Source organism: Ectothiorhodospira magna (genome assembly GCF_900110965.1).
Classification (GTDB): domain Bacteria; phylum Pseudomonadota; class Gammaproteobacteria; order Ectothiorhodospirales; family Ectothiorhodospiraceae; genus Ectothiorhodospira; species Ectothiorhodospira magna.
Genome location: NZ_FOFO01000030.1, coordinates 1 through 12,480 on the forward strand (window position 1 = coordinate 1; position 12,480 = coordinate 12,480).

A 12,480-nucleotide genomic window follows, 5' to 3' on the forward strand; every position below is an offset into this window, starting at 1 on the left:
AACTGCGTTTCGGTTCAGACCGTCTCGCCGTTGGAGAGCGCGCATTATAGGCCCCTCAGTTTTCCCGTCAACTCCCTTTTTGAAACTTTTTTGAAATTTATTCAAAAAATAAATATTTTCAAGGACTTGAGAAATGTGCCCTCAGCATACAACCCTGGACACGCCCTTCCCCACTCCCTCCAACCCCTCTCCCCCAAGGGGAAAGGGGCTTATTGCACCCACCCGGATGAAGTCAGCCCAGTGATACCCGTGCAAAACGGCGCTTGCCCACCTGATAGACCGCTTCACTGCCGGCCTGCACCTGGATGCCGGCATCGTCCACACGCTCACCGTCGATCCGTACCGCCCCCTGGCGGATCATGCGCATCGCCTCGGAGGTGCTGGACACCAGACCCGCTTCCTTGAGCAGGTTCGCCAGCGGCAAGGCGCCCCCCGGCGCAGACACCGTGACGGTCTCGATGTCGTCGGGCATCGCGCCCTTCTGGAACCGCTCGATGAAAGCCTGTTTTGCCCGGGCCGCGGACGCGGCATCATGGAACCGGCCCACCAGTTCCTCGCCCAGCAGGAACTTGATATCGCGGGGATTGGCGCCCTCGGCCACCGCGCCGCGGAAACCTTCGATCTCCGCCATCGGCCGGAAGGACAGCAGCTCGAAGTACCGCCACATGAGTTCGTCGGACACGGACATGATCTTGCCGAACATCTCCTCGGGCGCCTCGGTGATCCCAATGTAGTTACCCAGGGACTTGGACATCTTCTGCACCCCATCCAGCCCTTCCAGAATGGGCATGGTCAGCACCACCTGGGGCGACTGGCCATACTGCTTCTGCAATTCTCGCCCCATGAGAAGATTGAACTTCTGATCGGTCCCGCCCAGTTCCACGTCGGACTGCAACTGCACCGAGTCATAGCCCTGGATCAGCGGGTAGAGGAATTCATGAATGGCAATGGGCTGACCCGCGGTGTAGCGTTTGTGGAAATCATCCCGTTCCAGCATTCGCGCCACGGTGTGACGAGCCGCCAGCTGGATCATGTCGGCGGCACTGAGCTTACCCATCCAGGCGGAATTGAACGTGACCCGCGTCCGCTCCGGGTCCAGGATCTTGAAGATCTGCTCCTGATAGGTGCGGGCATTCTCGGCCACCTGCTCCGGCGTCAGTGGAGGACGGGTGCTGTTCTTGCCACTGGGGTCACCAATCATGCCGGTGAAGTCACCGATCAGAAAGATGGCCTCATGCCCCAGGTCCTGGAACTGACGCAGCTTGTTGAGCAGCACCGTATGTCCCAGGTGCAGATCGGGTGCCGTGGGATCAAAACCGGCCTTGATCTTCAGGGGGCGCCCGGCCTTGAGCTTCTCCCGCAGTTCCTCTTCCAGCAGGAGTTCATGACAGCCACGACGAATATGCTCGATCTGTTCTGAAACTTCAGTCATTTCCTGTCTCTAGTGAATGCGTATATCAGGATGTTGATTTGACATCGGGATGGAGAGCGATGATAACCAAAGAAACGGTCCGGCACACGGCCCCGTCCCCTGAATCTGCAAGAGAACCTGCATGACCGAACGCTATATCGGACTGATCTCGGGCACCAGCATGGATGCCGTGGATGCCGCCCTGGTGGAATTCAACGCCGACGGACCCCAATGCCTGATGGCTATTGCGCACCCATTCCCCGAGACATTGCGACAGGACTTGAGGACACTGGCGGCGCCGGACTGGCGCGGCAATCTGGATGATTTCGGACGCCTGGACGCCCTGACCGGCGACCTGATGGCCGACGCCACCCTATCACTACTGGAGTGGGCGCGGGTACCCGCCAGCACCATCACGGCCATCGGCAGCCACGGACAGACGGTACGGCATCGACCGGACGCCCATCCGCCCTTCACCCTGCAGATCGGCAGTCCGGCCCGGATCGCCCAGGCCACCGGCCTGACCGTGGTGGCGGATTTTCGTACCGCCGACATGGCCGTCGGCGGCCAGGGCGCGCCGCTGGTACCGGCCTTTCACCGGGCCGTGCTGCACCATCCCAGGGAGAATCGCGTGGTACTCAATCTGGGCGGAATCGCCAACATCACCTGCCTGCCGGCCTCGGCCCAGGCCCCGGTGCTCGGCTTTGATACCGGGCCGGCCAACACTCTGATGGATCACTGGATCCGTCACCATCGACAGGTGTGGCACGATGAAAACGGTGATTGGGCCATGACCGGACAGGTGTCGGACGCCTTGCTGGCCCGCTGGATGGCAGACCCCTACCTGGACCTGGCCCCGCCCAAGAGCACGGGAACGGAATACTTCAGCCCCACCTGGCTTCAGGCCCACCTGGCGACCTGCCCGGGAGTGTCGGCAGCGGATGTTCAGCGCAGCCTGCTGGAATTCACGGCCATGAGCATTGCCCGGGCCATCCAGTCCCATGCCCCCGACGCCACAAGGGTGATCGTCTGCGGCGGCGGTGTACACAATGGGGCCCTGATGGCGCGTCTACGGGCACATTTGTCACCCCGCATCGTGGAGTCCTCCAGCCACCACGGGCTGGACCCGGACTGGGTGGAGGCCATGACCTTTGCCTGGCTGGCCAGGGAACGCATGCAAGGCCGCACGGGCAACCTGCCCGCGGTGACCGGGGCGTCCAGAGCCGTGATGCTGGGGGGGATTCATGCCCCTTGACGGGGCATGGCTTGACGGCAAGGGGTATCAGGTTTCCCGGGCCGGTATCGTCGTCGATTCCGCGGCCATTGATCGGGCCTGGGCCAGGGAGGTCTCCGCATCCCAGTCCCGGGCCAGCCCACGAGCCGTCTCGATCTGTTCCGGCGTCATGTCGGCGGCATATTGGGCAAGGTTTTTCTCGGCCTGGGCGTACCCCTGAAAGGCAGCCAGCTGTGTCCACATATAGGCCTGAACCAGATCCCGGGGAACCCCACGACCATTGGCATACAACACCCCCAGATCGGACTGGGCCGCGGGATTTTCCAGATCCGCCGCCATCCGGTACCAATGGGCGGCCCGGGCGGCGTCCGGGTCCGTGCCGATACCGTGCAGGTACAGATAGGCCAGATTGCACTGGGCACGGGTACTGCCCTGCTCCGCTGCCTGCTGGTACCAGTTCAGGGCCTGGACCTCATCCTTATCCACCCCCCGCCCCTGGACGTACATCAGCGCCAGGTTGGTCTGGGCATTGAGATCTCCGTTTTTGGCGGCCATCTGGTACCAGCGGACCGCCTCCACATCATCCTGCCGGACGCCCTGGCCTCTGGCATACATGTAACCCACATTGAAACGGCCAGTGTCATGGCCCAGTTGGGCCATCATGCGATACCAGCCGAAACGGACCAGGGCGAGCAACCGGGGGAGACTCATGCCGACGGCCCCGTCAGACGGAGAATGAAGACCCGCAGCCACAGGTGGTGGTGGCATTGGGGTTGCGAATTACGAATTGCGCCCCTTCCAGGCTCTCCGTGTAGTCGATCTCGGCCCCCATCAGGTACTGGAAGCTCATGGGATCGATGAGCAGGGTCACCCCGGCCTTCTCCACGGTGGTATCTCCTTCGTTGATTTCCTCATCGAAGGTGAAACCGTACTGGAACCCGGAACAGCCACCGCCGCTGACAAAGACCCGCAGCTTGAGTTCGGGGTTGTTTTCCTCGTCGATCAGGGCCTTTACCTTGGCCGCTGCGGAATCGGTGAACACCAGCGGGCTGGGCATGGTATCGGTACTGGCTTCAGTTGCACTCATAGAACCTCCGCAAGGAAACCCGCGATGTCAGTCGCGGGAGGAATTGCGGCTGCGGTATTGCAACCGCCGAAAATTGGGCGGGACTCTCCATTTCTCCGCAAGAAACCCCGTCTTTACAGGCCGGGTGGGTACCATGCTACTTGACCGGTGTTTCCCGGGACGGTTCCGCAACCAACTCTTGGTCCATCGCCCGGAGCTTTTTCTCCTGTCCCTGTTTCTCCAAAAGCCCCAGTGGTTTCGATGGTGCCGGTTCGTCGGACCGTCTGACCAGACTGCCGTTGACCTCGGCACCTGCAGCCATTTCAATCAAGGTGTAGTGAACATTGCCCCTGACCTTGGCATGGGGTGCCAGTTCTACATGTACCGAAGCGTATACGTCACCTTCCACGGCGCCATTGATGATCACCTTGGGCACTTTCACATGCCCCTGTACCAGGGAGTCTTTATTGAGCACCAACACCGATTCTTCAGCGCCATCTTCCGCCAGCAGATTGCCGTGGACCGTTCCTTCCAGGTGCAATCCCCCGGAAAATTTCACATCGCCGGTAATCACCGTATTACGGCCCACAATGGTATCGACCTGGGTCGGTTTGAGTTTTTTGCGGCGAGACCACATTATCGACACCTTCTCCGTGATGACGGCAGGACCAGGTGTTCACCCTGATTGTGTTAAAGATTCGACCGTGGCAACGCCGGGCCGTGGCTGAAAGTATAGTCTAAAGACCGTCCCGACATACAGACTCCCTCCGCAGCGCTCCGTGGCGATTCCCGTCAGGGAGCGGACGATGACACCAGGGACGACCACGGCAATGAGCGTTCCGTGCTCCGCAATCCACCTGCAGGATCGGCCTGAACAATCAATTGCTCCGGCAGCAATGCCTCCGGCAACACCAGACGACCTTCCAGCGCCTGAAAGTAACGAAAGGAAAAAGGCCGCCCCCCCGTCTCGTCAGGAAAGATTGCGCCATGATCATGGCGCACCGGCTGACCATCCTGATGTCCCTTCAGGCTCAGGCGCAGTACGCCTTCAGCCATTCGGGCACCCTGCACCTGGGTGAGTACCACGTGGTAAAGGTACTCACCAGACCGGACCGGATCGGGCCGGACCCGGACGCGATGGATGTGCAGGCCGCGCTCCAGGTCTTCCGGAGCAATAATGGCGCGGTAAAAATCCAGTTCCTCGGTCAGTTGATGGATGCGCTGTTCCATGTCATGCAGGGTACTTCGTACCTGCTCGGAAGCCTCCCGCTCGATGATCAGCGTTCTTTCCAGAACCGCAACCCGCTGTCGCAACTGACGATACACCGGGTCCGTCGCCATGGACGACCCGGCAATGGCTTTGACCGCCTGGGGGTTGTCTTCCTGCATCAATCCCTGGCCATGTCCCACCCGGTAGGCCATCACCACCGCCAGCACCAGCACGATCAATCCCACACCGGTCAAAACGGGACCCCGCCAAGGATGACGGTAACGTACCTGGTAATGACCCACCCGAACCCGCCGCCTGACCATGGTGATCAGGGCAGCACGGCAATGGTGTCCAGCCCGAGGGTTTCGGGAAAACCCAGCATCAGGTTCATGTTTTGCACAGCCTGGCCAGAAGCCCCCTTGACCAGATTGTCGATGGCAGCCAGCACCACCACCGTGTCGCCATCACCGGGCCGATGCACTGCCAGACGGCATACATTCGTGCCACGCACCCCCCGGGTTTCCGGGTGACTGCCTGGGGGCATCACGTCCACAAAAGGCGCCTGGGCATAGCGCTGTTCATACACATCCTGAAGGTCTACATCAGACCTGTTCAGGGTGGCATAGAGGGTGGCCAGGATGCCACGGATCATGGGCAGCAAATGAGGAACAAAGGTCAGTCCCGGCGACTGTCCGGCAACCATGGACAGGGTTTGCAGGATCTCCGGCAGATGCCGGTGCCCCGGCACCCCATAGGCCTTGAAATTTTCAGAGGCTTCACAGAGCAGCGATCCCATCTGGGCCTTGCGCCCGGCGCCGCTGACCCCGGATTTGGCATCGGCCACCAGCCGATGCAGGTCCACCAGGCCTTGCTCCACCAGCGGCAAGAAGCCCAGGGTGATGGCCGTGGGATAGCATCCGGGTACGGCAATCAAACGGGCCTGAGCAATGGGTTCACGGTTGAGTTCCGGCAGACCGTAAACCGCCTCCGGCAACAAATCCGGGGCACCATGAGGCTGGCCATACCACCGGCCCCATAAAACCGGATCCTGGAGACGAAAATCGGCGGACAGGTCAATCACCCGGGTGCCCCGGGCCAACAGTTCACCGGCCATGGCATGGGCAACGCCGTGGGGTGTGGCAAAAAAAACCACATCACAGTCTGCCAGGACCGCTACATCAGGCGCCTGAAATACCAACGTCCCCTGGCCGCGTAAATTCGGGAACAAGGATTCCAGCGGTTCACCGGCATTCCCCCTGGAGGTAATCACTGCCAGCTCCACCTTCGGATGGGCCAGCAACAGCCGCAACAATTCAACCCCCGTATACCCGGTGGCCCCGATAATGCCTGCCCTTATCACTCATTCATCTCCGGTCAGCTTTGAAACATTCTATCTGGGGCATGATGCCCCTTCGCCAAGGCACTCATCATACATGCCCACGACCACCGGTTTAAGGTCGAATGCGTTGAGCCTCCCCACGGATAAATCCGGGGGCTTTACGCCGCAACCCGGTAAGATACAGCCCTGCACTTGCAACACGGAAACGCAAAATGATGAAAACAAGAGATCTGCTGATAGGCGCCTTTGTCGTGGTCCTACTTGGAGGATTGCTGGCCCTGTGGCTGGCACCAGAAGGACTGCGTCCCATGCCCAGGGTGACAGTGACGACTCTGGATCAATCCCGGCTGGACCTGGCCTCGCTGGAAGGCAGGCCAGTACTGGTCACATTCTGGGCCACCACCTGTATCAGTTGCATCCAGGAAATTCCCCATTTGCGGGAACTCCACGACCGTTACCATGAGCAAGGCCTGAAGGTCATCGGTGTGGCCATGGCCCATGATCCACCGGAACAGGTGGCGGAAATGGCCCGCAGGAGAGAGATCAATTATACCGTGGGACTGGACACCACCGGCGAGGTGGCTGCAGCCTTCGGCGATGTGCGCCTGACGCCCACCTCATTTCTGATCGCCCCCAACGGGCGCATCGTTTATCAGAAGATAGGCGAGATGGATTGGCACACGGTGGAACGTCACCTCTCCCGGTGGCTCTAAATCCAGCACCAGAAGAACCTTTACACTTTACCAGCCCGCACCAGCCCCCCTAACCCGGCCTGTACCAGGGCGTTGTTGAGCAACGCCCGGATGGCGGCCGGGTCTTCCATGGTCATGCACTGGGTGAGCAATTCCCGGGCCCGCGCCCGGGAAAAACTTCGAATCACCCACTTGACCCGGGAAAGAGAAGCCACATTCACACTCAAAGCATCAATTTCCATACCCAGCAGCAAAATCACTGAAGCAGGATCGGCGGCCATCTCGCCACAAACACTGATGGGCTTGCCCGCCTGATGGGCGCCTCGGGCCGCGTGGGCCAGGGCATGGAGTACCGCCGGATGCAGGGCATTGTAAAGGTCAGCGACCCTGGCATTATTGCGATCTACCGCCAACAGGTACTGCACCAAATCGTTGGTGCCTACGGATAAAAAATCCACCCGCCGGGCCAAGGCCTCCGCCAGATACACCGCCGAAGGCACCTCCACCATCACCCCCACCTTGGGCAGGGGGATGACATGCTGTTCATCCAGCAGCTCATCCCGCGCCCGCTGCAGCAGCTGCAGGGCATCTTTGAGTTCTCCCAGGGAGCTGATCATGGGAAACAGGATATGGAGATTGGTCAGCCCCTGACTGGCCCGTAACATGGCCCGCAACTGGGTCAGGAAAATTTCCGGGTGATCCAGGGTAATGCGGATACCCCGCCAGCCCAGGAAGGGATTATCCTCGACCACCGGAAAATACGGCAGGGCCTTGTCCCCTCCCACATCCAAAGTCCGCAGGGTAACCGGTCGCGGGTTGAAGGACATCAACGCCTCCCGGTAAATTTCCGACTGCTCTTCCTCGCCGGGAAAACGGTCCCGGATCATGAAGGGCACTTCAGTGCGATACAATCCGATGCCATCAGCGCCCGACTGGATGGAGGGGGCGATATCCGCCAGCAGACCGCCGTTGGCATATACCGGCACCTCACAGCCATCCTGGGTAATGGCCGGTTCCTGAGCCAGAGCCTGCAGCCCTTCCGCCAGTTCCTGCTCCTCTTCTTGCAGGTGCTTGAACTGCTCCAGCAATTCGGGACTGGGCTGGATGTAGAGACTGCCCCGGTAACCATCTACCACGATCTCCCGGCCTTCCAGCCGACCCACTGGCAGATCGGACACCCCCATCACCGCAGGTACACCCATAGCCCGGGCCAGGATGGCCACATGGGATGAACCGGTCCCTTTGGATGACACCACCCCCGCCAGACGATCCGTTGGCACCTCGGCCAGCTGGGTGGCGGTGACATCCTCACCCACCAGGATGGTGCGCTCGGGAAAATCCTCCGGGCCGCGCACATGGGATTGCAGACGCATGAGAACACGCCGGGCGATATCCCGCACATCGGTGGCCCGCTCGCTCAGATAGGGATCATCCATATCCTCAAAAGCCCGGGTGCTTTCCCGCACCGCATCCCTCAGGGCTGACGGCGCCCAACTCCCCGCCCGGATACGATCCACCGTGCCGTTGACCAGACTGTCACTGCCCAGCATCATCACATAGGCATCAAACAGCAGCAGTTCCTCTGCCGGCAACACCCCTTCCATGCGGCGCTTGATTTCATTAAGTTCGTCCTGTACTGCCCGCAGGGCTTCACGAAAAGCCTGCTCCTCCTCCTGCACATGCTCGGCATCCCGATCAGGGACAGAATCCAGATCAGCCAGGACATAGGCCACAACCCCCTGTCCCACCGCCACTCCGGCGGCCCCCGGAATGCCGGTGATTTGCAGATTTTTCTGGGGAGCAGGCTCCCGTCGGTGACCCACTTCGCCGATCAGTTCCGCATGGCTGATGGCTCCGGCCAACTGGGCAGCCAGGGTAATGAGAAAAGCCACATGCTCATCGTCAAAACGCCGCCGCTCCCGCTGCTGCACCACCAGCACTCCCAGCATCCGCCGGTTGTGGATGATGGGCACACCCAGAAAGGCGTGATAGCGTTCCTCGCCGGTTTCGGGAAAATACTTGAAACGGGGATGATCCGGGGCATTTTCCAGGTTGACCGGTTCGGCCCGCTCCGCCACCAGACCCACCAGCCCCTCGCCTGCGGACATTTCCACCAGACCGATGGAGTCCGGGTTGAGTCCTTCCGAGGCCATGAGCAACAGCCGCTGGCCACCGGGTTCACTCAGATAGACGGAACAGACATCAATATCCAGTTCCTGTCTGACCCGTCGCACAATGATGCCCAAAGCCGATGTCAGGTTATCGGCGGCGCTGACCTCCAGAACAATACGTCTAAGCACGTGGAGCATGGGGAATAGGTGCCGGCAAGGGGGTCGCCGCCGCGACCCAGGAGGGCTCAGAGCCGGCGGGGGCGGTAGCGCCGCTCGGCAGGACGGGAAGGGATATTTTCCTGAAACAACAATGGTGCCAGCTCCCGTAGAGCCTGGCGATACACATGGCGTTTGAAGAACACCACTTCCCGCATGGGATACCAGTAATCCACCCAGCGCCAGGCATCAAACTCGGGATGGGGGGCTGCATCCAGCCGGACCCGACTGTCCTCCCCCACCAGTCGCACCAAAAACCAGACCTGTTTCTGGCCAATGCATACCGGCCCCGAACGGCGCCGGATCAGGTGCTTGGGTAGACGATAACGCAACCAGTCTTGGGTAAAACCAACCACTTCCACATCAGCAGGCTCCAGGCCGGTTTCCTCTGCCAGTTCCCGATACATGGCGGTCACCGGTGTCTCATCCCGACGAATCCCGCCCTGGGGAAACTGCCACGCCTGCTGGCCGATGCGCTTGGCCCAGAACAGGCGGCGATCCCGATTGCACAGGATGATACCGACATTGGGCCTATAGCCATCACAATCAATCACTTAAGGAGGTCACTTGGAAGCGGGTCTGTGAATTGCATTTTTTCATAAGCGAAGCCAATCGGCAAATGCTCCAGGGCAAGCTTCGGCACGATGGCCTTGCCCATGTCGGGCTGATGTAGAATGGGAGGCCAAGACCAAAATGATTGAGGAGATACGCGGTGAGCCTTGCCCTGTTCGATCTGGATAACACCCTGCTGGCAGGAGATAGCGATTACGAGTGGGGGCGTTTCCTCGTGGATCGGGGCGTCGTGGACGCCAACACCTACCAGGCTCGCAATCTGGAATTCTTTCAAGCCTATCAGGCCGGTACCCTGGATATCCTGGCATTTTGCCGTTTTTCCTTCTCGCCGCTGGCGGCCAATACCCTGGAGGATCTGCTGGCCTGGCGGGAGGAGTTCATCGACACCCGCATCCGTGCCCTGATTGCCCCTGGAGCTGACACTGTACTGAACCGGCATCGGGAGGCAGGTGATACTCTGGTGATCATTACAGCCACCAACCGTTTCGTCACCCAACCCATTGCCCAGGCATTGGGGGTGGATCATCTGTTGGCTACCGAGCCGGAATTCCGCGACGGCGCCTATACGGGGGAACTGGAAGGGATACCCTGTTTTCAGGAGGGCAAGGTACAGCGTCTGGAACAATGGCTGGCCAATCAGCCTGGGCTGAATCTGGAAGGCAGCTGGTTTTATAGCGACTCCCACAACGACCTGCCCCTGCTGGAACGGGTGGACCACCCAGTGGTGGTAGACGGTGACGACAAACTTGTCGCCACCGCCAGGGAGCGGGGCTGGCAGCAGATTTCCCTGCGGTGAATCCCGCCATTCCCGCTTTAGCCCGCCATTTCCTCGAAATCCGATTTATCTGCACTGCATTCAGGACATAACCAGTCCTCAGGTACGTCCTCCCAGGGCGTACCTGGTGCAATACCGTCATCCGGCAGCCCCTTGGCCTCGTCATAGACAAATCCGCAAATCACGCATTGATAAGTCTTCACAGCAAATCGACCTCCGCTGGATTAATGCCCCGGACAGGATCCGGGTCAGTGATACACTCTGATGGATCACCCATTGGGAGCTTACCATGACCACCACTCCATCGGTTCCCGTCGTCATGGCCCTGGCAGGGCATGACCCCACCGGGGGCGCCGGCATCCAGGCCGATATTGAATCCATCCTGAGCATGGGTTGCCATCCCGTGTCCGTGATCACCACGATCACGGTGCAGGACACCGCCGACGTCATCGGCATCGCGCCCCTGGATGCAGAACTCATTGTGCAGCAGGCCCGGGCCGTGCTGGAAGACATGCCGGTGGCAGCCATCAAGATCGGCATGATCGGCTCCGTCGAGGGGGTGCAGGCCATCCATACCCTGCTCACCGACTACCCGGACCTGCCGGTGGTACTGGACCCGGTGCTGGCCTCGGGTGCCGGCACCGCCCTGGCCACGGAGGAGATGGTGGACGCCATCAACAGCCTGCTGCTGCCCTTCACCACCCTGCTCACCCCCAACAGCCCGGAGGCCCGGGTACTGGCCCAGGGGTGCGATACCCTGGATGCCTGCGCCATGTTCCTGCTGGAACAGGGCTGCGAATACGTCCTCATCACCGGTACCCATGAAAACACCCCTCGGGTGCATAACGTGCTCTATGGCAACCATCGCCGCCTGGAAACCTACCCGGTGGACCGCCTGCCCGGCGAGTATCACGGCTCCGGCTGCACCCTCTCGTCGGCCATCGCCGCCCTGCTCGCCCAGGGCATCGAACCGGCCTCCGCCGTCCACGAGGGACTCACCTATACCTGGCACAGCCTGGACCGGGCCCACCGGCTGGGCATGGGCCAGTGCATTCCCAATCGCCTGTTCTGGGCCGGCGATGAATCCGAGGACGAAGATCCAGCCGATGACGACACCGCCCATTTCTAGACAGTCCCGGTTGCACGGGCTCTATGTGATCACCCCCCAGGATGCCGGCGACACCCTGCTTGAGCAGGCCGCGGCGGCCCTGACCGGCGGCGCCCGCATCCTCCAGTACCGGGACAAGAGCCGGGACCATGACCGGCGCCTGGCTCAGGCCCAGGCATTGTGCCGGCTGTGCCGGGACCATCAGGCCCTGTTCATCGTCAACGATGACGCGGCGCTGGCGGCCCGGGTGGAGGCGGACGGCGTCCATATCGGCAGCGATGACGGCGACATCGCCACCGCCCGCGCCCTGGTCGGCCCCGAACGGATCATCGGCGTCTCCTGCTATAACCGCCTGGAACTGGCCCGCCGGGCCGAAGCGGCGGGAGCGGACTACGTGGCCTTCGGCGCCCTGTTCCCCTCCGGCACCAAACCCGGCGCCGTCCATGCCCCCTTGAGCCTGATCCGTGAAGCCCGCCAATCGCTCGCCGTCCCCATCACCGCCATCGGCGGCATCACCCAGGACAATGCCGACAGGGTGATCCAGGCCGGCGCCCACATGCTGGCGGTGATACAGGGCGTGTTCTCCGCTCCCGACATCCGTGCCGCCGCCGCCGACCTGAGCGCCCGTTTTTGACCCACGCAAGGTTTGCAGCGCTTTGATTTTCCAAGGCGGGCGGTATCGAGTATCTTGTAGGGCTTTATTGGCGACAGCCCCCATTCACCAGCCAACACAGCGAAAGATCAC

At 61.1% G+C, this 12,480-nt stretch carries 14 protein-coding genes; 5 read left to right on the plus strand and 9 right to left on the minus strand.

Annotated elements, in window-relative coordinates; translation table 11 throughout:
• Nucleotides 1-232: 232 nt before the first annotated feature.
• On the minus strand, nucleotides 233-1,432 hold the full coding sequence (tyrS, locus tag BMX62_RS11225) for a tyrosine--tRNA ligase (RefSeq protein ID WP_090208944.1): 1,200 nt from the start codon (nucleotides 1,430-1,432) through the stop codon (nucleotides 233-235).
• A gap of 121 nt (nucleotides 1,433-1,553) precedes the next feature.
• Between tyrS and BMX62_RS11230 the strand changes: the two genes are divergently transcribed.
• Nucleotides 1,554-2,666: an anhydro-N-acetylmuramic acid kinase gene (locus BMX62_RS11230; RefSeq protein WP_090208947.1), complete on the plus strand. Its 1,113-nt coding sequence runs from the start codon at nucleotides 1,554-1,556 to the stop codon at nucleotides 2,664-2,666.
• A gap of 27 nt (nucleotides 2,667-2,693) precedes the next feature.
• Here BMX62_RS11230 and BMX62_RS11235 read toward each other — a convergent pair whose 3' ends face one another.
• From BMX62_RS11235 to argC, 5 genes are all read right to left on the minus strand, one after another.
• The gene (locus BMX62_RS11235; RefSeq protein WP_162273543.1) at nucleotides 2,694-3,356 is read right to left on the minus strand and encodes a tetratricopeptide repeat protein; all 663 of its coding nucleotides are present in this window, start codon (nucleotides 3,354-3,356) and stop codon (nucleotides 2,694-2,696) included.
• Nucleotides 3,357-3,369: 13 nt separating this feature from the next.
• Nucleotides 3,370-3,732 carry an iron-sulfur cluster insertion protein ErpA gene (gene erpA / locus BMX62_RS11240; protein WP_090208952.1) on the minus strand — a complete coding sequence of 121 codons (363 nt, stop codon included), beginning with the start codon at nucleotides 3,730-3,732 and terminating at the stop codon, nucleotides 3,370-3,372.
• Nucleotides 3,733-3,868: 136 nt separating this feature from the next.
• Entirely contained in the window at nucleotides 3,869-4,348 is a 480-nt protein-coding gene (locus BMX62_RS11245) for a bactofilin family protein (RefSeq protein WP_090208955.1), read from the minus strand.
• Nucleotides 4,349-4,503: 155 nt separating this feature from the next.
• A complete protein-coding gene (locus tag BMX62_RS11250; RefSeq protein ID WP_338011478.1) occupies nucleotides 4,504-5,166 on the minus strand; it encodes a DUF6776 family protein in 663 nt (220 codons plus the stop codon).
• An 83-nt stretch (nucleotides 5,167-5,249) separates the two neighbouring features.
• Nucleotides 5,250-6,281 (minus strand): N-acetyl-gamma-glutamyl-phosphate reductase, encoded by a 1,032-nt coding sequence (gene argC, locus BMX62_RS11255; protein ID WP_090208961.1) that lies wholly within the window; start codon nucleotides 6,279-6,281, stop codon nucleotides 5,250-5,252.
• Nucleotides 6,282-6,472: 191 nt separating this feature from the next.
• Here argC and BMX62_RS11260 point away from each other — a divergent pair, with 191 nt between their 5' ends.
• Nucleotides 6,473-6,973, plus strand: a complete 501-nt coding sequence (locus BMX62_RS11260; RefSeq protein WP_238375977.1) for a TlpA family protein disulfide reductase — start codon at nucleotides 6,473-6,475, stop codon at nucleotides 6,971-6,973.
• Between the two features lie 20 nt (nucleotides 6,974-6,993).
• On the opposite strand, the gene ptsP is transcribed toward BMX62_RS11260, so the two are convergent.
• Both ptsP and BMX62_RS11270 read right to left on the minus strand, forming a co-directional pair.
• Nucleotides 6,994-9,261, minus strand: coding sequence for a phosphoenolpyruvate--protein phosphotransferase (gene ptsP / locus BMX62_RS11265; RefSeq protein ID WP_090208964.1), 2,268 nt, complete (start codon nucleotides 9,259-9,261; stop codon nucleotides 6,994-6,996).
• Between the two features lie 47 nt (nucleotides 9,262-9,308).
• A complete protein-coding gene (locus tag BMX62_RS11270; protein WP_090208967.1) occupies nucleotides 9,309-9,833 on the minus strand; it encodes an RNA pyrophosphohydrolase in 525 nt (174 codons plus the stop codon).
• 158 nt (nucleotides 9,834-9,991) lie between these two features.
• Here BMX62_RS11270 and BMX62_RS11275 point away from each other — a divergent pair, with 158 nt between their 5' ends.
• The gene (locus tag BMX62_RS11275) at nucleotides 9,992-10,648 is read left to right on the plus strand and encodes a histidinol-phosphatase (RefSeq protein ID WP_090208973.1); all 657 of its coding nucleotides are present in this window, start codon (nucleotides 9,992-9,994) and stop codon (nucleotides 10,646-10,648) included.
• A gap of 17 nt (nucleotides 10,649-10,665) precedes the next feature.
• Here the strand turns inward: BMX62_RS11275 and BMX62_RS11280 are convergent, their stop codons facing one another.
• Nucleotides 10,666-10,830 carry a rubredoxin gene (locus tag BMX62_RS11280; protein ID WP_090208976.1) on the minus strand — a complete coding sequence of 55 codons (165 nt, stop codon included), beginning with the start codon at nucleotides 10,828-10,830 and terminating at the stop codon, nucleotides 10,666-10,668.
• 86 nt (nucleotides 10,831-10,916) lie between these two features.
• On the opposite strand from BMX62_RS11280, the gene thiD reads away from it, so the two are divergent.
• Together thiD and thiE are read left to right on the plus strand one after the other, a co-directional pair.
• Nucleotides 10,917-11,756 carry a bifunctional hydroxymethylpyrimidine kinase/phosphomethylpyrimidine kinase gene (gene thiD, locus BMX62_RS11285; protein ID WP_090208978.1) on the plus strand — a complete coding sequence of 280 codons (840 nt, stop codon included), beginning with the start codon at nucleotides 10,917-10,919 and terminating at the stop codon, nucleotides 11,754-11,756.
• On the plus strand, nucleotides 11,734-12,369 hold the full coding sequence (thiE, locus tag BMX62_RS11290) for a thiamine phosphate synthase (protein ID WP_090208981.1): 636 nt from the start codon (nucleotides 11,734-11,736) through the stop codon (nucleotides 12,367-12,369). Before thiD ends, thiE begins: the two co-directional genes overlap by 23 nt.
• The last annotated feature ends 111 nt before the right edge of the window (nucleotides 12,370-12,480 follow it).

Bases quoted from the DNA above. Each gene is read 5' to 3' on its own strand.
- tyrS (WP_090208944.1), bottom strand. From the start codon at position 1,432: ATGACTGAAGTTTCAGAACAGATCGAGCATATTCGTCGTGGCTGTCAT.
- BMX62_RS11230 (WP_090208947.1), top strand. From the start codon at position 1,554: ATGACCGAACGCTATATCGGACTGATCTCGGGCACCAGCATGGATGCC.
- BMX62_RS11235 (WP_162273543.1), bottom strand. From the start codon at position 3,356: ATGAGTCTCCCCCGGTTGCTCGCCCTGGTCCGTTTCGGCTGGTATCGC.
- erpA (WP_090208952.1), bottom strand. From the start codon at position 3,732: ATGAGTGCAACTGAAGCCAGTACCGATACCATGCCCAGCCCGCTGGTG.
- BMX62_RS11245 (WP_090208955.1), bottom strand. From the start codon at position 4,348: ATGTGGTCTCGCCGCAAAAAACTCAAACCGACCCAGGTCGATACCATT.
- BMX62_RS11260 (WP_238375977.1), top strand. From the start codon at position 6,473: ATGATGAAAACAAGAGATCTGCTGATAGGCGCCTTTGTCGTGGTCCTA.
- ptsP (WP_090208964.1), bottom strand. From the start codon at position 9,261: ATGCTCCACGTGCTTAGACGTATTGTTCTGGAGGTCAGCGCCGCCGAT.
- thiD (WP_090208978.1), top strand. From the start codon at position 10,917: ATGACCACCACTCCATCGGTTCCCGTCGTCATGGCCCTGGCAGGGCAT.
- thiE (WP_090208981.1), top strand. From the start codon at position 11,734: ATGACGACACCGCCCATTTCTAGACAGTCCCGGTTGCACGGGCTCTAT.